Source organism: Pseudoclavibacter sp. VKM Ac-2888 (assembly GCF_015351285.1).
Lineage (GTDB): Bacteria > Actinomycetota > Actinomycetes > Actinomycetales > Microbacteriaceae > Pseudoclavibacter.
Genome location: NZ_JADKSM010000001.1, coordinates 313,218 through 330,363 on the forward strand (window position 1 = coordinate 313,218; position 17,146 = coordinate 330,363).

Sequence of the window (17,146 nt, forward strand, 5' to 3'; positions counted from 1 at the left end):
GTATGGCTCGCTACTTCGCGTGGAGGCTCGCCCTGGGGATCCTGGTCCTCTGGGCGGCCTTCACCCTGTCGTTCCTCCTCCTCTACCTCCTCCCCGGCGACGCTGCGGCCGTGGCCGCGGCCGGCGGCGGAGAGGGGGCCGCAGACCCGGCCGCCATCGAGGCGCTGAGAGCGGAGCTCGGGCTCGACGCTCCGTTCCACGAGCAGTACCTGGCCGCCCTCGGGGGAGCCCTGGTCCTCGACTTCGGCAGCTCCGTGCAGAACGGCATCCCCGCCACCGAGGTGCTCGCCCGCGCGCTCCCGTCGACGGCAACCCTCGCCGGGGCAGCCCTCGTGCTGTCCGTCATCGGCGGCATCGGACTCGCGCTCGTCAGCAACCTCATCCGATCCTCCTGGCTGCGCGGCATCCTCCAATCGCTGCCCTCCCTCGCCATCGCGGTCCCGACGTTCTGGCTCGGGCTCCTCCTCCTGCAGGTCTTCTCCTTCCAGCTCGGCTGGGTGCCAGCCTTCGGCAGCACGGGGTTCGTGGGGCTCATCCTCCCGGCGCTGACGCTCTCGATCCCGACCGGCGCCTACCTTGCCCAGGTGCTCACCCGCAGCCTGCACGAGACCCTCGCCCGGCCCTTCATCGAGCAGGCCAGGGCGAAGGGGGCCGGCGACACACGCATCCTCGTGCGCCACGCGCTCAGGAACGCGGCCCTGCCGACCCTCACGATCGGCGGGGTGCTCGTCGGCCAGCTCCTCGCGGGAACCGTCGTCACCGAGACCGTCTTCTCCCGCGACGGCGTCGGCCGCATGATCGTGACCGCCGTCGCCAACCGCGACATCCCCCTCGTCATGATCGCGGTCGTCTTCGCCGCCGCGATCTTCGTCGTCACCAACCTCATCGTCGACGCGCTCTACCCGCTCGTCGACCCCCGCCTCTCGCACTCCACGAAGCAGCGCCCCGCGACCAAGGGGCGTCCGACACCCCCATCGGCGCCCGGCGCAGCTTCCACGGAGCCCGGCAGGACACGAGCCAACGAGGTCGCAGCATGAACCAGCCCCTCCTCACACCGCCGTCGGACCTCGCTGTGCTGAGTCGCACCGAGCGGTACGTTGCCCCGGGCAGTGCCGGCGGCGCCGCCGCCGAGCGGACCCCGCAGCCCGTGCCTGCCGCCGTGAAGTCGTCGTCGTTCGCGCGCTTCCGCAGCCTCCTGCGCCTGCCGTCCCTCATCCTGGCGGTCGCCGTGCTCGCCACCGTCGTCGCTTGGGCTATCGCGCCGTCGATCTTCACGCCGTACGACGCCATCAACGGCACCCTCCTCGACCGCCTCCAGCCGCCGAGCCCCGCGCACCCCTTCGGCACCGACAACCTGGGCCGAGACACCCTCGCGCGCTTCATCCACGGCTCGCAGACCACCCTCCTCGCGTCCGGCCTCGCCGTCGTCATCGCGCTCGGCACCGGGGCGCTCCTCGGGCTCCTCGCCGGATACCTCCGGGGATTCGTCGACGAGGCGATCATGCGCTTCATGGACGTCATCCTCGCGATCCCCGCCCTGCTGCTCTCGCTCACCATCATCACGGGACTCGGCTTCGGGACGCTCAACATCGCGATCGCGGTCGGCCTCGCGTCCACGGCAGCCTTCGCGCGCATCATGCGCTCGCAGGTCCTCTCGGTTGCCACCGCCGGCTACATCGAGGCGGCGAAGCTCTCGGGCGCTCGCTGGCCGAGCATCATCTTTCGCCAGGTCCTCCCCGCCGCGATCACCCCGGTCCTCGCGCTCGCCGCCATCGAGTTCGGCGCCGCAGTGCTCGCCATCTCCGCCCTCAGCTTCCTCGGCTTCGGAGCCCCGCCGCCCCAGCCGGAGTGGGGCGCCCTCATCTCCGAGGGCCGCGACTACCTGCAGGCCGCTTGGTGGCTCACCACCCTGCCCGGACTCGTGATCGTCGCGGTCGTGCTCTCCACGGCGCGCATCTCGCGCTGGCTCCAAGAACGAGGAGACCGCTCATGACCTCCACACCCCTGACGCATCAGGCAGGCGGCGAACCGCAGCCGCTCCTGTCCGTCCGCGACCTCCAGCTCGCCTACAAGGGAGCCACGACGCTCGCCGTCGCCGGCGTCTCCTTCGACGTGTACCCGGGGGAGCAGGTCGCCATCGTCGGCGAGTCCGGCTCGGGCAAGACCAGCGTCGCCAAGTCGATCGTCGACCTCCTCCCCGCGAGCACCGCGGTGACCGCGAACGCCCTCCGCTACGACGGCCTCGACCTCACCGCCCTGACGCCGCTCGAATGGCGTGCCGTCCGCGGTGCACGCATCGGCCTCATCCCGCAGGACCCATCGGCGTCTCTGAACCCGCTGCAGACCGTCGGAGCGCAGGTCGCCGAGGTGCTCCTCATCCACGGCCTCGCCACCAAGAAGGACGCACGCGCGCGAGCCGTCGAACTCCTCCAGGACGCAGGCATCCCGGATGCGGCGAAGCGTGCGGCGCAGTACCCCCACCAGTTCTCCGGCGGCATGCGGCAGCGGGTCCTCATCGCGGCCGCGCTCGCAGCCTCGCCCGGCCTCATCATCGCCGACGAGCCGACGAGCGCCCTCGACGTGACCGTCCAACGCCAGATCCTCGACCTCATCGCGGAACGGGCCGCCGTCGCATCCACGGCCGTGCTCTTCATCACCCACGACCTCGGGGTGGCAGCCGACCGGGCCGACCGCATCCTCGTCATGCAGCACGGAGCGATCGTCGAGGCTGGCCCGGCCGCCCAGGTCCTCGAGGACCCGCAGCACCCGTACACGAAGCGACTCGTCGCGGCCGCACCCACCAGGACCTCGACGCGGCTCGCGCCGGCCACCGGCACCCTCGGCATCGACCGCAGCCGCCCGGTGCTGGAGGTCAGGGGACTGAGCAAGACGTTCCGTCTGCCGGGAGGCGCACGGGTCGACGCGACCAAGGACGTCGCCTTCTCGATCGCCCGCGGCGAGAGCTACGCGCTCGTCGGCGAGTCGGGGTCCGGCAAGAGCACGACCGCCCGCCTCGCCCTGCTCCTCGAACGACCGGACCAGGGGAGCATCCGCCTCGACGGCCTCGAAGTCGCCGGCGCCAGAGGCAGCGCCCTGAGAGCCTTCCGCCGCAGGACCGGGCTCGTGCACCAGGACCCCTACTCATCGCTCGACCCGCGCTTCACCGTCGCGGACTCCATCGAGCAGCCGCTGCGGGCCTTCGGGATCGGCGACAAGCAGTCGCGCCGCGCGCGGGTGCTCGAGCTGCTGGACGACGTCGCGCTCCCCGCCGATTTCGCGCAACGGCGCTCGACGCAGCTCTCCGGAGGGCAGCGGCAGCGCGTCGCCATCGCACGAGCACTCGCCCTGAAGCCAGAGCTCATCGTCCTCGACGAAGCCGTCTCCGCCCTCGACGTCTCCGTCCAGGCGCAGATCCTCCAGCTCCTCGTCGACCTCCAGGCCGATCACTCGCTGAGCTACCTGTTCATCACCCACGACCTCGGGGTCGTCCGCCAGATCGCCGATCGCGTCGGCGTGCTCCGCGGCGGCGAGCTGCTCGAGGAAGGCACCGTCGACGAGGTCTTCGAGCGCAGCACCAACGCATACACCCGAGCGCTCGTCGACGCCATCCCCGGGGGCAAGCCCACCGAGCGCGTCCTGGAGGCGATCGCATGACATCCGCGGCCAGGCTCATCGACATCGACAGCACCAGGGGAGCCAGGTGCATCGCGGTCCTCGGCGCCGGACCTCGCGGAGCTGGGCTCCTCGAGCGCATCGTCGCCAACTACGACGGGGACACCACGGGCCCGCTTGTCGTGCACCTCATCGACCCGCACCCGCCTGGAGCCGGACGCATCTGGCGAGACGCCCAGTCCGGGCTCCTGAAGCTCAACTCGCTGGCGGCCGACGTCACCATGTTCACCGACGAGACGAGCACCATCGAGGGCCCGGTCAGGCAGGGCCCCTCCCTCGTCGAATGGGCTGAGCTCGCGAGCCGCGGCGAGCTGGACGGGTACGACCTCGACGCGGAGGACCAGCAGGTGGCCGACGAGGTGCGCTCACTCGGTCCGGCGAGCTTCCCCACGAGGCGCCTGCAGAGCAGGTACCTGGGCTGGTTCTTCGAGCAGGCGGCGGACTCGGCGCCGGAGGGCCTGACGGTCCTCGTCCATGCCGCGGAGGTGACGGGCGTCACGACGATCGACAACGGCGCGCAGCGCGTCGAGCTCGACACGGGCGACAGCCTCACCGTCGACGTCGTCGTGTACGCGCTCGGCCATTCCGGAACCCTGGTCCACGAAGGGACGAGAACCGCCGAGCTGAGCGAGTTCGCGGCCCGCCACGACCTCGCCTACGTGCCGCCCTCGTTCACGGCAGACGCAGACTTCAGTGCAGTGGAAGCCGGGGAGCCCGTCATCGTCCGCGGTCTCGGCCTCGCCGCCGTCGACCTGCTCGTGCTGCTCACCGAAGGGCGCGGGGGAGCGTTCCTGCCAGGAGACGAGCCGGGACGCCTCAAGTACCGTCCCTCCGGCCGCGAGCCGCGCATCCTCGTCGGCTCCAGGCGGGGCGTTCCCTACCACTCCAAGGTCACGAGCGTGCTCCAGGGGGAGCCGTTCGAGACCCGCTACTTCACCGCGGACATCGCCCGCGAGATCGTCGCCGAGCACGAGATCCTGGACTTCCGGACGCACTTCTGGCCGCTCCTCGCCAAGGAGATGCTGCACGGCTATTACCGCGAGCTCTTCACGGGGCACCCCGACCGAGTCCGCGTGTCCTGGGTCGAGTTCCGAGCCGAGCTCGACCGATTCGCCGCGCAGTCGCCCGAACTCCACGAGGCGGTGCTCGCCGCGCTCGTCGACCCGAGCGACGAGCTCGACATCGAGACCTTCGACCACCCCCTGCGCGGGGCCGCGGCTACCGACGTCGGCTCGGTGTCGGTCGCCCTCCACGACTACATCCGCGAAGACCTCCGCAGGAGGAACAGCCAGCAGCACAGCGAGAACCAGGGTCTCTTCCTCGCCCTCCTCTTCTCCTTCATGACCTTCGTCGAGTTCCAGGATGCCCCCAACTGGTCGCCGGCCTCGCTCGCCGGAGACGTTCGCGTCTGGTGGAAGGGCTTCTTCAGCTACGTCGCGTCCGGCCCGCCAGGACACCGTCTCGACGAGCTCCTCGCGCTCAGCGAGGCCGGTGTCGTGCACTTCCTGGGCGGCGAGCTGCGCGTCTGGGAGGACGAGGAGGCAGGCCTCTTCCGGGCCAAGGGCACGACGCTCGAGCGACAGGTGTCGGCCCGCGCGCTCATCGACGCCTGGCTTCCCGACGCCGACGTCGCCCACACCGACAACCTGGCGCTCAGGCAGCTCATCGAGTCGGGCGAAGGGCGCGAGCGCATCGCCGCCACCCCGGAGGGCAGCCTCGCCACCGGCGTCATCGAGGTGCGCCGCGAGGACTCGAGGATCGTGCAGGCAGACGGGACGACGCATCCCCGTCGGTTCGCCATCGGCCCGTACACGTCCAATCCATTCGTCGGGGCGTTCTCCCGCCCCCGGACCAACGCCGTCTCGTTCCGCGAGAACGACGCCGTCGCCCTGAGTACGTTGAGACTCGTCGGCGAGATCAGCAGAGAGAACGAGGAGAGGGAACAGCATGAGCACGCAGCAGAGCACCACTACCGGAGACCACTTCAGCGCACGCTGGGCGGCCTGGCACGAAAGTCGTGAGCGCGCGGTCCGTGCCCCGTACGGACCGGCGGCCCTCGTCGCGACCAACTGGCTCGCCAACGGCGTCGAGCTCGAACTCGAGGGCGTCGCGGGAACCTGGAGCATCGTCGACGGCGCCGTCGTCGGCAGCGGGCTCGCTGAGAGCGGGTACGTGGACGCCTCCGGCTCCGGAGTCGGCGACCGCGTGGCCCTGAAGACGGGCGAGGAGCTCCGCGACGGTGCGCGCATCCTCCGGGCATTCGCGCGCGACGATCAGCGCGCCCTCCGAGTGCTCGACCCCGAGGCGTCGGGGCGAGCCGCGCTCCTCGGCATCGACAGCTACCAGCCCGACGACGACTACGTCGTGTCCGCGAGCTTCCGTCCCTCGACCGAGCAGGTCGACGTGCTCCAGGCGGACGGCTACGTGTCCAGGAAGGACCTCGGCGGGAAGCTCGACTTCGAGCTCGGCGGCTCGGCGTTCTCGATCGACGCCGACCACACCGAGGCAGGACTCCAAGTCGTGTTCGCCGACACGACGAGCGGTGTCGAGAGCTACCGTTTCCGGTTCCTGACCGTCCCAGCCCCCGAGGCCGACGGGGCGACGACGATCGACTTCAATCGCGCCTACCTGCCGCCGTGCGCCTTCAGCGACCACTTCGTCTGCCCGACGCCTGCCGCCGACAACCGACTCAGCGTGCCGGTCAGAGCTGGCGAGCGGAACGCCATCAAGGCCTGACGCCAACGTCCAGTCGCTGACGACGATCGCGAACCGCGCCCCACGGAACCCAACCCGGAGCGCGGTTCGCGATCACTCGTCCGGGTCGATCACTCGTCCGGGTCGAGCAGGGGCCGTTCGTCGCGGCCGCGGATGCGATCGATCTCTCGACGCTCCCGTTTCGTCGGACGCCCGGCCCCACGGTCGCGGTACGCGATGGGGGCGGCGAACTCCCGAGGGGGAGGCGGAGGGGAGTTGTCGATGAGGGCCTTCGCCGCGATCGGCGCGCCGACGCGCTTCTTGAGGAGCTCCTGCGCGACGAGGACCCGGTCGCGGTCGGTCCGCACCCGAACCTCGTCGCCGATGTGGATGCGCTGCGCTGGCTTGGCCCGATCGCCGTCGATCTTGACGTGCCCGGCCTTGCAGGCCGCGGTCGCGGCGCTGCGCGTCTTGTAGATGCGGACCGCCCAGAGCCACACGTCGACCCGCACGGACGCGGGTCCTGACTGGTGGTAGCCGTGCTCGTCTCGGTCCATCCGATGATCGTATCGAGTTCGCGCGGCTGCGCCCAGCGGTCGTGCACAGCGGTCGTGCACAGACGCGCGAGGCGTGCCACTGCGACAATGACGTCATGGCAGGCGACCGGCATGAGAGCCCGATGCGGTGGGCGACGCTGCCCAACGCCATCTCGGTGGCACGACTGCTGGTCTTCGTGCCCCTCACCATCTGGCTTGCCGCCGACGGCCGGGAGCTGGCCGCCACCCTGAGCCTCGCTGCGTTCGGGGCCACCGACTGGATCGACGGCTTCCTCGCGCGCCGCCTCGGGCAGGTCTCCCGAGTGGGGGAGGTCCTCGACCCGGTCGCCGACCGGCTCGGCATCATCATCATCGGCTTCGGCCTTGCACTCCTCGGCTACTTCCCGTGGTTCGTGCTGGTCACGATCTTCCTCTGCGACCTGGCGCTGCTCGTCATCGGGCTGGCGCGGCTCGAGCGGGTCCGCGAGGGGCGCGTGAACCTGCTCGGCAAGGCCAGGTCGGCGTTCATCATGGTCGCCATGCCGCTCCACCTGCTGTCGTACGCCGAGCAGGTCCCCGCCGAGCCGCTGCGCACCATCACGTGGTGGATGCTGCTGATCGGGACGGTCCTGCACGTCGCAGCAGGAGCCGTCTACGCGGTCAGGTACCTGCGCCGCCGGGCTCCGTGACGAAGTCGATGAGCTCCTCCACCCGGCCGAGCAGCGACGGCTCCAGGTCCCGGTAGTCGCGGACGCGCTCCAGGATGCGCTGCCAGGCCCTTGCCGTGTCCGCCTGCTCCTCTGCGGGCCAGCCGAGGGCCTTGCAGATGCCCTTCTTCCAGTCCTGGCCCCGAGGAATGACGGGCCACGCCTTGAGGCCGAGGCGCTCGGGCTTCACCGACTGCCACACGTCGACGTACGGGTGGCCGACGACCCGCACGTGCGAGGCGCCGAAGCGCCGCGTGATGTCGTCGGCGATGCGCTGCTCCTTCGAGCCCTTGACGAGGTGATCGAGCAGCACTCCGACTCGGCGCGTCGGGCTCGGTCCGAACACCGTCAGCACCTCGGCGAGGTGGTCGGCGCCCTGCAGGAACTCGACGACGACCCCGTCGATGCGCAGGTCGTGGCCCCAGACCTTCTCGACGAGCTCGGCGTCGTGCTTGCCCTCAACGAAGATTCGCCCGGCCCTCGCAGTCCTCGCCTTGGCATCGGCGACGTGGAAGGAGCCGGACGCGCTGCGTGCGCGCCCAGACTGCTGCTTGGCCGCCGGGGGCCCGAGCAGGACGGCCTCGTCCTCGAGCAGGAAGATCGAATCGGCGGGGAACGCCTTGCGCTGGCCGTCGAAGTCCTGCAGCGTCACCGTCTGCTTGTTCGCCGACGCGAGGCGGCCGTAGAAGCCGCTGGCCGCATCCTCGAGCCACATGCCGCTCGCCATGGGCACCTTGCGCGTGAGCGGCGCGGACTTGCGTTCTCGCATGCGGGCGATGGGGTCGCCCGCGTAGCGGTCATCGGACCCAGCGCGGCCGTCGAAACTCGCGCGATCGCCGGAGGAGGAGACGTCTAGCACCCCGAAAGTGTACGCCGAGGGTGAAAATGGGGTTCGATTTCCCCGCTCGTTTCGACAACACTCAGTCGTCTGACGCACAATGGCAGGCGGTGCTGCTGCAATTAACCGACCGGAATTCGGGCACCCCCGATTCCGCTACGCTTGAGCATCGACTCGAGGAGGCAAATATGGCTGGTTCTGACGCTGAGGCGCGAACCCCTGAAGGCGACGGCGTCGTCGATGAGCAGACGCAGTCTTCGACGATGTCGTTCACCGGCGATTTCAGCGCGCAGCTCGCTGCGCTCATTGCAGGTGGCGTGTCGAAGGAGGAGATGGAGTCCATCAGCGCGCTCCCCTCCGGATCCGCGCTCCTGATCGTCCGTCGCGGTTCCAACGTGGGAGCCAGGTTCCTGCTCGATACCGACCTCCAGGTCGCTGGCAGGCACCCGAACGCGGAGATCTTCCTCGACGACGTCACGGTGTCCCGTCGTCACGCCGAGTTCACGCGGCACGGCCGCGAGTTCCACATGCGCGATCTCGGTTCGCTCAACGGCACGTACTACAACGGCGAGCGCATCAACTCCGCCGTCCTCACCAACGGCGGCGAAGTGCAGGTCGGCAAATTCCGCCTCACTTTCTACAGCTCCCCGCTTGACACCAGCCTGACTTCCGCGTCTGCCGGGAACTGATCGTGGCCGCTATGGCGGCGGCGGCTTCTGCGCGGGGACCAGGTCGGACGCTCAGCATCGGTCAGGTGCTGCAGCGGCTGAACGTCGAGTTCCCGGAGCTGAGCCCCTCCAAGCTCCGCTTCCTCGAGGACAAGGGCCTCGTGCACCCCGAGCGAACGCCGAAGGGGTATCGCAAGTTCTCCGCGGCCGACGTCGCTCGCCTGCGCGAGGTGCTCACCATGCAGCGCGACCTCTACCTGCCGCTCAAGGTGATTGCCGAGTACTTCGACGACCTCGACCGCGGCCTCGAGCCTGAGCTTCCGGGATCGCGGGCACCGCAGCGGCAGACGATGCTCGCCGCGGGCACGGTCCTTGATCGTGCGCAGCTCCTCGAGCGGTCTGGGGCGAAGCCCGCGCTGCTCGAGCAGGCCGTGAGCGCCGGACTCATCCCAGCGGCGAGTCGGTACCAGGAAGACGAGCTCACCATGCTGAGCACGCTCGTGGAGCTCGAGCGAGTGGGCATCGAGCCCCGCCACCTGCGCCCCTTCCGCGCCGCCGCTCACCACGAGTTCGGGCTCATCGAGCAGGCGCTCTCGACGAACGCGCGGCGAGCACGCTCGCAGGGTGAGGCCGTCGAGCGTGCCAACGAGCTCGCCGAGCACCTCGGCTCGGTTCGCCGGTCCCTCATCCGCCAAGCGGTTCGCGGTCGCAGGTAGGTTCATCCTCCACTTGAACGTGAAGTGGATTCTCGAGCCACGATCTCGTGCCACGACACGCCGCAGGCCTGCCGTGGAGGCCTGAAATCCGGGGCAAGTCGGGTCAGGATCACATCGTTGTCGTTCGGAAGTAGCCGAGCGGCATGCACTCCAATAGAATCGACCCAGACGGCTCGGGACTTACCTCAAGTTCCCTTGTGGTACAAGGCTTCCCCAGGGCGCATCTGCTCCCCGGAGCGCAGGGCCTTGCTCCAGGAGTACGGGGCGCTGAGTTGGTCGAAAACGTGTGAAAGGTGCAGGCATGAGCGAGCAGGGACAGGGCGACGCGCCAACCGGCGGCGAGTTGGTCTTCACCGACGGCATTCCGGACCTCGATCCGGGCTCCGGGTACCGTGGCGCCGTTGCCGCTCGTGCCGCGGGCATCACCTATCGGCAGCTCGACTACTGGGCTCGCACCGGTCTTGTCGAGCCGACGGTTCGAGGGGCGAAGGGTTCTGGCTCCCAGCGTCTCTACTCGTTCCGCGACATCCTCGTCCTCAAGCTCGTGAAGCGACTGCTCGAGACGGGCATCTCGCTCCAGCAGATCCGCACGGCGGTCGACCAGCTCGCCGAGACCGGCGTCGTCGACCTCGCGCAGACGACGCTCATGTCTGACGGTGCAAGCGTCTACCTGTGCACCTCGAACGACCAGGTCATCGACCTCGTGCACCGCGGGCAGGGCGTGTTCGGCATCTTCGTCGGCCAGGTGCTCCGCGAGGTCGAGTCGACACTCGTCGACTTCGAGCAGCAGACGCTCGACCCTGTCGACGAGCTCGCAGCTCGCCGCGCCAGCCGCGCGAGCTGACGCCGTCGGCGACCCGCCGTCTCAGCACGTCCGGGGGCCTGACCGCGTTCCGGTGCCTGACCGCGTCGAGGGCGCTCGTCCACGTCGACGTGGGCCCGCGCCGCTGAAGCCGCTGGTTCCCGGAAGCTCGCTAGGTGTTCGACCGGCCCCGTTGACGCCCACGCGTCACCGGGGCTTCGTCGTCTCCGGTGGCGGGGGCTTCCGCGTAGGTGCCCAGCCGGCCGGCCCGCATGATGCGGTCGAGCAGCTTGTCGAAGTTCGCCGCCATCTCCTCGGCTGAGCTTCCCGGCCAGAGGTGCACGGGCTTGGCCGCTCCCTGCGCCTGCTGCAGGGAGGTGCGCTCCGGGAGCGCGGGGGAGAGCACGAGGGGCCCGAACATGTCCCGGAGCTCACCGAGGCGGAACTGGTGCTCGAGGGACTGGTGCTTCGCACGATTGACGATGATGCCGAGCGGCTGGAGCCGCGGCGACAGCTCGCGCCTGATCTCGTCCACGGCCCGGAGCGCGCGGTCGGCGGCGGCGACCGAGAAGAGCCCGGGCTCGGTGACGACCGCGACACGGTCCGAGGCGGCCCAGGCCGTGCGCGTGAGCGCGTTCAGCGAGGGCGGGCAGTCGATGAGGACGAGGTCGTAGTCCTCCTCGACGACGGCAAGTGCCTCCTCGAGGCGCCAGATCTCTCGGATCGAGGGATTCGGAGTATCGAAGCTCAGCGCTGCTGGACTGCCCACCATGAGGTCGATGACGCCGCGGCTGCCTTCGCCCCACGCCGAGCGGGCGATCGCGGCGCGAACCGTGCTGGGCTTCGGCGAGCGGAGGACGTCGGAGATCGTGGCGCCATCCTGCGCGCGGGCATCGAGCCCGGTGGAGACGTCGGACTGGGGATCCAGGTCGACGACGAGGGTTCTGAGCCCGCGGGCCCAGGCGGCGGAAGCGAGGCCAAGGGTCACCGTGGTCTTGCCGACGCCGCCCTTGAGAGAACTGATGCTGAGGACGAACACCAGCCCAGGCTACATTCACTAGGCTTGAGGTCACGTTGCTGCATGCCCCTGTCGTGTTGTCGGAAGGTGGAACACCGGTGTTCAAGAAGATCCTGGTCGCGAATCGAGGCGAGATCGCGATCCGCGCATTCCGCGCCGCAGTCGAGCTCGGAGCGCGGACGGTCGCGGTGTACCCGTACGAGGACCGCAACTCCCTGCACCGCCTGAAAGCTGACGAGGCGTACCAGATCGGCACCGTCGGACAGCCCGTCCGCGCCTACCTCGATGTCGCCGAGATCCTCCGCGTCGCGAAGGAGTCGGGGGCTGACGCCATCTACCCCGGCTACGGCTTCCTGAGTGAGAACCCGGAACTGGCGCGCGCTGCCCAGGAGGCCGGCATCGCGTTCATCGGTCCGCCGCCGCGTGTCCTCGAGTCCGCGGGCAACAAGGTCACGGCGAAGAACCAGGCCATCGCCGCCGGCGTGCCGGTGCTGGCCTCGAGCCAGCCCTCGACGGATCTCGACGAGCTCTGCGCGGCCGCCGACGAGATCGGCTTCCCGATCTTCGCGAAGGCCGTCGCCGGAGGCGGCGGACGCGGCATGCGTCGCGTCGAGCGCCCCGAGGACCTTCGCGAGGCGCTCGAGTCTGCGATGAAGGAGGCGGAGAGCGCCTTCGGCGACCCGACGATGTTCGTGGAGCAGGCGGTGCTGCGGCCTCGCCACATCGAGGTGCAGATCCTCGCGGATGAGCACGGCAACGTCGTGCACCTGTTCGAGCGCGACTGCAGCGTCCAGCGTCGACACCAGAAGGTCGTCGAGATCGCTCCCGCTCCGAACCTCCCGCAGGAGGTCAGGGACAAGCTCTACGCGGATGCCGTGGCCTTCGCGAAGTCCATCGACTACGTCAACGCCGGCACCGTGGAGTTCCTCCTGGACACAGCCGGGCCGCGCGCAGGTCAGCACGTCTTCATCGAGATGAACCCCCGCATCCAGGTCGAGCACACCGTGACGGAAGAGGTCACGGATGTCGACCTCGTCCAGGCGCAGATGCGCGTGGCCTCGGGCGAGCGCCTCGACGATATGGGCCTCCAACAGCACCAGCTGGAACTCCACGGCTTCGCGCTGCAGTGCCGCATCACGACCGAGGACCCCTCCCAGGGCTTCCGTCCCGACACCGGCGTCATCACGACGTACCGCTCCGCGGGCGGCTCCGGCATCCGCATCGACGGCGGCACCATCGCAACGGGCGCGGAGGTCCTGCCGCACTTCGACTCGATGCTCATGAAGCTCACGGCTCGCGGACGCGACTTCCCCGCAGCCGTCCGGCGGGCCCGTCGAGCGCTCTCCGAGTTCCGCATCCGCGGCGTCGCCACGAACATCCCCTTCCTCCTCGGCGTGCTCGACGACCCCGACTTCCAGCGTGGCGACGTCGCGACCGACTTCATCGAGAAGCGTCCAGGGCTGCTCGAGTACCGCCGACCCGGCGACCGGGGGACCAAGATCGTCAACTGGCTCGCCGACGTCACGGTCAACGCCCCGCACGGCGCTCGGCCGACCTCCGTCGAGCCCCGCTCGAAGCTCCCTGAGCTCGACACCGCCCTCCCGCTGCCCGGCGGGCGCCGACAGGAGCTGCTCGAGCTCGGGCCGACGGCCTTCGCGGCGCAGCTGCGTTCGGAGCGGCGACTCGCCGTGACCGACACCACGTTCCGCGACGCGCACCAATCGCTCCTCGCGACCCGCGTCCGCACGCGGGATCTCGTCACAGCGGCGCCCTACCTCGCGCGCCTCACGCCGGAGCTGCTCTCCATCGAAGCCTGGGGAGGGGCGACGTACGACGTCGCGCTCCGCTTCCTCGGTGAGGAGCCCTGGGAGCGCCTCGCGAGCCTCCGCGAGGCTGTCCCGAACATCCCCCTGCAGATGCTGCTCCGCGGGCGGAACACCGTCGGCTACACGCCGTACCCCGAGGCCGTGACCAAGGCGTTCGTCCACGAGGCGACCGCGACGGGCGTCGACATCTTCCGCATCTTCGACGCGCTGAACGACGTCTCGCAGATGAAGCCCGCCATCGACGCAGTGCTCGAGACCGGCACCGCCGTCGCCGAGGTCGCCCTCTGCTACACCGGCAACCTCGCCGACCCCGCTGAGCCGTTCTACACGCTCGACTACTACCTGCGCCTCGCGGAGCAGATCGTGGAGGCGGGCGCGCACATCATCGCGATCAAGGACATGGCGGGTCTCCTGCGCCCGCAGGCGGCCTCGATCCTCGTCACGGCCCTGCGCGAGCGCTTCGACCTGCCCGTCCACCTGCATACGCACGACACCGCTGGTGGGCAGCTGGCGACGCTCCTGGCGGCAAGCGAGGCGGGCGTCGACGCCGTCGACGTCGCCAGCGCTCCGATGTCGGGCACGACGAGCCAGGCGAGTCTCTCGGCGCTGGTCGCGTCGCTCGAGCACACGGAGCGGGACACCGGCATCAGCCTCACGAACGTCACCGATCTCGAGCCCTACTGGGAGGCAGTCCGCCTCGTCTACCGCCCCTTCGAGTCGGGTCTCCCCGGCCCGACCGGTCGCGTGTACAAGCACGAGATCCCCGGAGGCCAGCTGTCGAACCTCCGCCAGCAGGCCATCGCACTCGGACTCGCGGACCAGTTCGAGCGCATCGAGGACATGTACGACGCGGCCGACAAGATCCTCGGCCGCATCCCCAAGGTGACTCCCTCATCGAAGGTCGTCGGAGACCTCGCCCTGCACCTCGTCGCGGTGGGAGCCGACCCGGCCGACTTCGCCGAGAACCCGGGCAAGTTCGACATCCCGGACTCGGTCATCGGCTTCATGGCGGGCGAACTCGGCGAGCTGCCCAACGGATGGCCGGAGCCCTTCCGCAGCAAGGTGCTCGAGGGCCGCGACGTGAAGATCGAGATCACGCCGCTCTCCGCGGCCGACGAAGCCGGCCTCGCCGGCGACAGCCTCGAGCGCAGGCGCACCCTCAACAGGCTCCTGTTCCCGCAGCCGACCGCGAGCTACGAGGACACGGTCCGGCTCTTCGGCGACCTGTCCGTGCTCGACACCCTCGACTACCTGTACGGGCTCGAGCCTGGCGAAGAGCACGTGATCCACATCGGCAAGGGCGTGCAGCTCTTCGTCGGGCTCGAGGCCATCGGCGAACCGGATGCGGACGGCATGCGCACCGTCATGGCCACCCTGAACGGTCAGCTGCGGCCGGTCTTCGTGCGCGACCGCAGCATCAAGGTCGACACGATCGAACGCGAGAAGGCCGACAGCGGAAATCCCGGTCACGTGGCAGCGCCGTTCTCCGGCGTCGTCACGCTGCGTGTGGACGTCGGCGAACGCGTCGCCCAGGGGCAGACCGTCGCGACGATCGAGGCGATGAAGATGGAGGCCGGGATCACCGCACCCGTCGCCGGAGTCGTCGAGCGCCTCGCGATCTCCTCACCGCTCGAGGTCGGCAACGGGGACCTCCTCGTCGTCGTGCGTCCGGGTGCCGAGAGCGCCGATGCCTGAGCGCACCGACGCCGAGCACTTCGGCCTCATCATCATCGGCGCAGGCTCGGGGAACTCCCTCCCCCCAGGCGACGAGAGCGGGCCGAAAACCGCGATCGTCGACGACGGCCCGCACTTCGGCGGAACCTGCCTCAACGTCGGCTGCATCCCGACGAAGATGTACGTCCACGTGGCGGACATCGTGCGGGTCGCGCGCGACGCCGACCGCCTTGGCATCCACGACGTCCGGCTGCGCCCGTCGTGGCCGGAGGTGCGCGACCGCGTGTTCGGCCGCATCGACCACATCAGCGAGAGCGGGGAGCACTACCGGGAGAACGGCAACCCTCGGGTCACGCTCGTCCGAGAGCGAGTCGAGATGCTCGGCGACCGCGAGGTGCTCACGGCTTCCGGGAGGCGCCTCACGGCCGACACGCTGGTCATCGCTGCGGGCAGTCGCGCGCGCCACCACGACGTCGTTCCGCCCAGCTCGCCGCTCGTCCACACCTCCGACACGATCATGCGCATCGATGACGCGCCTCGTCGCCTGGCGATCATCGGCGGCGGCTCCATCGCCTCTGAGTTCGCGCACGTCTTCAGCGCCTTCGGCTCCGAGGTGACGCAGCTGGTGCGCGGGCGCGTGCTCTCCTCGCTCGATGCCGACGTCGCCGAGACCTTCGCGGACGCGGCACGGGAGCGCTGGCGCCTTGAGACCGGCACCTCCGTCGTCGGCTTCTCCGACGACGGCGGCGTCGCGACACTCACGACCGACTCGGGAGAGCGCATCGAGGTCGACGCTGTGCTCGTCGCGATCGGACGCATCCCGAACACCGACACGCTCGGGACCTTCGAGGTCGGCTTCGACCACCACGACGACGGCCGGCTGCGCGTGGACGCCTACCAGCGCGTCCTCCGCGACGGCCACCAGGTGCCCGGCGTCTTCGCCCTCGGCGACATCGACTCGGAGCACCAGCTCAAGCACGTCGCCAACCACGAGGCGCGGGTCGTCGCCCACAACATCGCCGTCGAGCCCGGCCGTCGCCTCATGAAGAACACCCTCGGTCCGGTCCCCGACGTGGTGTTCACCGAGCCCCAGATCGCCAGCTTCGGAGCAACCCTCGAGCGGGCCGAGCAGCTCGGCTACGACGCGTTCGAGGTCGTGCACGAGTACGGGTCCACCGCATGGGGGTGGGCGCTCGAAGACCAGCGCAGCTTCTGTAAACTCGTGATCGCGCGTGGAAGCGCGACCATCCTCGGGGCGCACATCGTGGGCCCAGACGCGGCGGTCCTGCTCCAGCCCCTCGTCCTCGCGGCGAGCTTCGGGCACTCCATCCGGGGTCTCGCGCGCGGCCAGTACTGGCCCCACCCCGCGGCTAGCGAGGTGGTCGAGAACGCGCTGCTGCGCGCTGAGGAGGAACTGTGACCGTTCGCCCCATCCGCTTCTACGGAGATCCGGTGCTGCGCACGCCCGCCGAGCAGATCACTGTCGTCGACGACCGCATCCGCAGTCTTGTTACCGACCTGCTCGACACGACGGCGCTCGACGGCCGTGCCGGGGTGGCTGCTCCGCAGATCGGGGTCGGGCTCGCCGCGTTCTCGTACAACATCGACGGGCAGACCGGCTACGTGCTCAACCCGGTCCTCGAGAGCACCTGGGGAGAGGTCGAGGAGATCGACGAGGGCTGCCTCTCCGTCCCCGGCCTCTGGAACAAGACGCCACGGTACGAGCACGCTCGGGTCACCGGAATCGACCTGGACGGCGAGCCCGTCGTCCTCGAGGGCTCCGGCCTCATGGCTCAGATGCTGCAGCACGAGACCGACCACCTCAGGGGGGTCGTGTACATCGACACGCTCGCGCCCGAGCACCGCAAGGAAGCCATGCGGGAGATCCGGGGCAGCGAGTGGTTCGCGCCCGCGACCGCCTCTGCTGGATCCGCGAAGGCCAGCGCCTTCGGCCGCACGTCGCTCTGACGACGCTGACCGGAGGCGCTGGCCGCG

General features: G+C 69.8%; 15 protein-coding genes. 12 read left to right on the forward strand and 3 right to left on the reverse strand.

The window, feature by feature from the left end:
* The first annotated feature begins 2 nt into the window (after window positions 1–2).
* The 5 genes from ITJ61_RS01495 to ITJ61_RS01515 are packed head-to-tail and all read left to right on the forward strand — an operon-like array spanning window position 3 to window position 6,408.
* A complete protein-coding gene (locus ITJ61_RS01495) occupies window positions 3–1,037 on the forward strand; it encodes an ABC transporter permease (protein ID WP_104241113.1) in 1,035 nt (344 codons plus the stop codon).
* Window positions 1,034–1,993 (forward strand): ABC transporter permease, encoded by a 960-nt coding sequence (locus ITJ61_RS01500; protein ID WP_104307254.1) that lies wholly within the window; start codon window positions 1,034–1,036, stop codon window positions 1,991–1,993. The genes ITJ61_RS01495 and ITJ61_RS01500 overlap by 4 nt, the downstream gene beginning before the upstream one ends.
* A complete protein-coding gene (locus ITJ61_RS01505; protein WP_194685288.1) occupies window positions 1,990–3,654 on the forward strand; it encodes a dipeptide ABC transporter ATP-binding protein in 1,665 nt (554 codons plus the stop codon). Before ITJ61_RS01500 ends, ITJ61_RS01505 begins: the two co-directional genes overlap by 4 nt.
* Complete coding sequence (locus tag ITJ61_RS01510; protein WP_228496550.1) at window positions 3,651–5,693, forward strand: FAD/NAD(P)-binding protein; 2,043 nt, start codon at window positions 3,651–3,653, stop codon at window positions 5,691–5,693. The genes ITJ61_RS01505 and ITJ61_RS01510 overlap by 4 nt, the downstream gene beginning before the upstream one ends.
* Entirely contained in the window at window positions 5,620–6,408 is a 789-nt protein-coding gene (locus ITJ61_RS01515; protein ID WP_104341108.1) for a DUF1684 domain-containing protein, read from the forward strand. The genes ITJ61_RS01510 and ITJ61_RS01515 overlap by 74 nt, the downstream gene beginning before the upstream one ends.
* A gap of 89 nt (window positions 6,409–6,497) precedes the next feature.
* On the opposite strand, the gene ITJ61_RS01520 is transcribed toward ITJ61_RS01515, so the two are convergent.
* The gene (locus tag ITJ61_RS01520; RefSeq protein ID WP_194685289.1) at window positions 6,498–6,923 is read right to left on the reverse strand and encodes an RNA-binding S4 domain-containing protein; all 426 of its coding nucleotides are present in this window, start codon (window positions 6,921–6,923) and stop codon (window positions 6,498–6,500) included.
* Between the two features lie 95 nt (window positions 6,924–7,018).
* Between ITJ61_RS01520 and ITJ61_RS01525 the strand changes: the two genes are divergently transcribed.
* On the forward strand, window positions 7,019–7,591 hold the full coding sequence (locus ITJ61_RS01525; protein ID WP_181057884.1) for a CDP-alcohol phosphatidyltransferase family protein: 573 nt from the start codon (window positions 7,019–7,021) through the stop codon (window positions 7,589–7,591).
* On the opposite strand, the gene ITJ61_RS01530 is transcribed toward ITJ61_RS01525, so the two are convergent.
* Window positions 7,563–8,378, reverse strand: a complete 816-nt coding sequence (locus tag ITJ61_RS01530; protein ID WP_194686673.1) for a DUF3097 family protein — start codon at window positions 8,376–8,378, stop codon at window positions 7,563–7,565. The genes ITJ61_RS01525 and ITJ61_RS01530 overlap by 29 nt on opposite strands.
* Before the next feature lie 257 nt (window positions 8,379–8,635).
* Here ITJ61_RS01530 and ITJ61_RS01535 point away from each other — a divergent pair, with 257 nt between their 5' ends.
* From ITJ61_RS01535 to ITJ61_RS01545, 3 genes are all read left to right on the forward strand, one after another.
* Window positions 8,636–9,136, forward strand: a complete 501-nt coding sequence (locus ITJ61_RS01535; protein ID WP_068478243.1) for an FHA domain-containing protein — start codon at window positions 8,636–8,638, stop codon at window positions 9,134–9,136.
* Window positions 9,137–9,201: 65 nt separating this feature from the next.
* The gene (locus ITJ61_RS01540) at window positions 9,202–9,831 is read left to right on the forward strand and encodes a MerR family transcriptional regulator (protein ID WP_308471360.1); all 630 of its coding nucleotides are present in this window, start codon (window positions 9,202–9,204) and stop codon (window positions 9,829–9,831) included.
* A 301-nt stretch (window positions 9,832–10,132) separates the two neighbouring features.
* Complete coding sequence (locus tag ITJ61_RS01545; RefSeq protein ID WP_104241118.1) at window positions 10,133–10,675, forward strand: MerR family transcriptional regulator; 543 nt, start codon at window positions 10,133–10,135, stop codon at window positions 10,673–10,675.
* A 130-nt stretch (window positions 10,676–10,805) separates the two neighbouring features.
* Here the strand turns inward: ITJ61_RS01545 and ITJ61_RS01550 are convergent, their stop codons facing one another.
* Complete coding sequence (locus ITJ61_RS01550) at window positions 10,806–11,672, reverse strand: ParA family protein (RefSeq protein ID WP_104241119.1); 867 nt, start codon at window positions 11,670–11,672, stop codon at window positions 10,806–10,808.
* A gap of 77 nt (window positions 11,673–11,749) precedes the next feature.
* Here ITJ61_RS01550 and ITJ61_RS01555 point away from each other — a divergent pair, with 77 nt between their 5' ends.
* From ITJ61_RS01555 to def, 3 genes are read left to right on the forward strand one after another with little or no spacing between them, the layout of a single operon-like run.
* Window positions 11,750–15,172 carry a pyruvate carboxylase gene (locus tag ITJ61_RS01555; protein ID WP_104341105.1) on the forward strand — a complete coding sequence of 1,141 codons (3,423 nt, stop codon included), beginning with the start codon at window positions 11,750–11,752 and terminating at the stop codon, window positions 15,170–15,172.
* Window positions 15,165–16,571, forward strand: a complete 1,407-nt coding sequence (locus ITJ61_RS01560) for a mycothione reductase (protein ID WP_194685290.1) — start codon at window positions 15,165–15,167, stop codon at window positions 16,569–16,571. Before ITJ61_RS01555 ends, ITJ61_RS01560 begins: the two co-directional genes overlap by 8 nt.
* Window positions 16,568–17,119 carry a peptide deformylase gene (def, locus tag ITJ61_RS01565; RefSeq protein WP_194685291.1) on the forward strand — a complete coding sequence of 184 codons (552 nt, stop codon included), beginning with the start codon at window positions 16,568–16,570 and terminating at the stop codon, window positions 17,117–17,119. The genes ITJ61_RS01560 and def overlap by 4 nt, the downstream gene beginning before the upstream one ends.
* The last annotated feature ends 27 nt before the right edge of the window (window positions 17,120–17,146 follow it).

What these genes read in the sequence shown, in the direction of transcription:
- ITJ61_RS01495 (WP_104241113.1), top strand. Translation starts at nt 3, where the DNA reads ATGGCTCGCTACTTCGCGTGGAGGCTCGCCCTGGGGATCCTGGTCCTC.
- ITJ61_RS01500 (WP_104307254.1), top strand. Translation starts at nt 1,034, where the DNA reads ATGAACCAGCCCCTCCTCACACCGCCGTCGGACCTCGCTGTGCTGAGT.
- ITJ61_RS01505 (WP_194685288.1), top strand. Translation starts at nt 1,990, where the DNA reads ATGACCTCCACACCCCTGACGCATCAGGCAGGCGGCGAACCGCAGCCG.
- ITJ61_RS01510 (WP_228496550.1), top strand. Translation starts at nt 3,651, where the DNA reads ATGACATCCGCGGCCAGGCTCATCGACATCGACAGCACCAGGGGAGCC.
- ITJ61_RS01515 (WP_104341108.1), top strand. Translation starts at nt 5,620, where the DNA reads ATGAGCACGCAGCAGAGCACCACTACCGGAGACCACTTCAGCGCACGC.
- ITJ61_RS01520 (WP_194685289.1), bottom strand. Translation starts at nt 6,923, where the DNA reads ATGGACCGAGACGAGCACGGCTACCACCAGTCAGGACCCGCGTCCGTG.
- ITJ61_RS01525 (WP_181057884.1), top strand. Translation starts at nt 7,019, where the DNA reads ATGGCAGGCGACCGGCATGAGAGCCCGATGCGGTGGGCGACGCTGCCC.
- ITJ61_RS01530 (WP_194686673.1), bottom strand. Translation starts at nt 8,378, where the DNA reads ATGCGAGAACGCAAGTCCGCGCCGCTCACGCGCAAGGTGCCCATGGCG.
- ITJ61_RS01535 (WP_068478243.1), top strand. Translation starts at nt 8,636, where the DNA reads ATGGCTGGTTCTGACGCTGAGGCGCGAACCCCTGAAGGCGACGGCGTC.
- ITJ61_RS01545 (WP_104241118.1), top strand. Translation starts at nt 10,133, where the DNA reads ATGAGCGAGCAGGGACAGGGCGACGCGCCAACCGGCGGCGAGTTGGTC.
- ITJ61_RS01560 (WP_194685290.1), top strand. Translation starts at nt 15,165, where the DNA reads ATGCCTGAGCGCACCGACGCCGAGCACTTCGGCCTCATCATCATCGGC.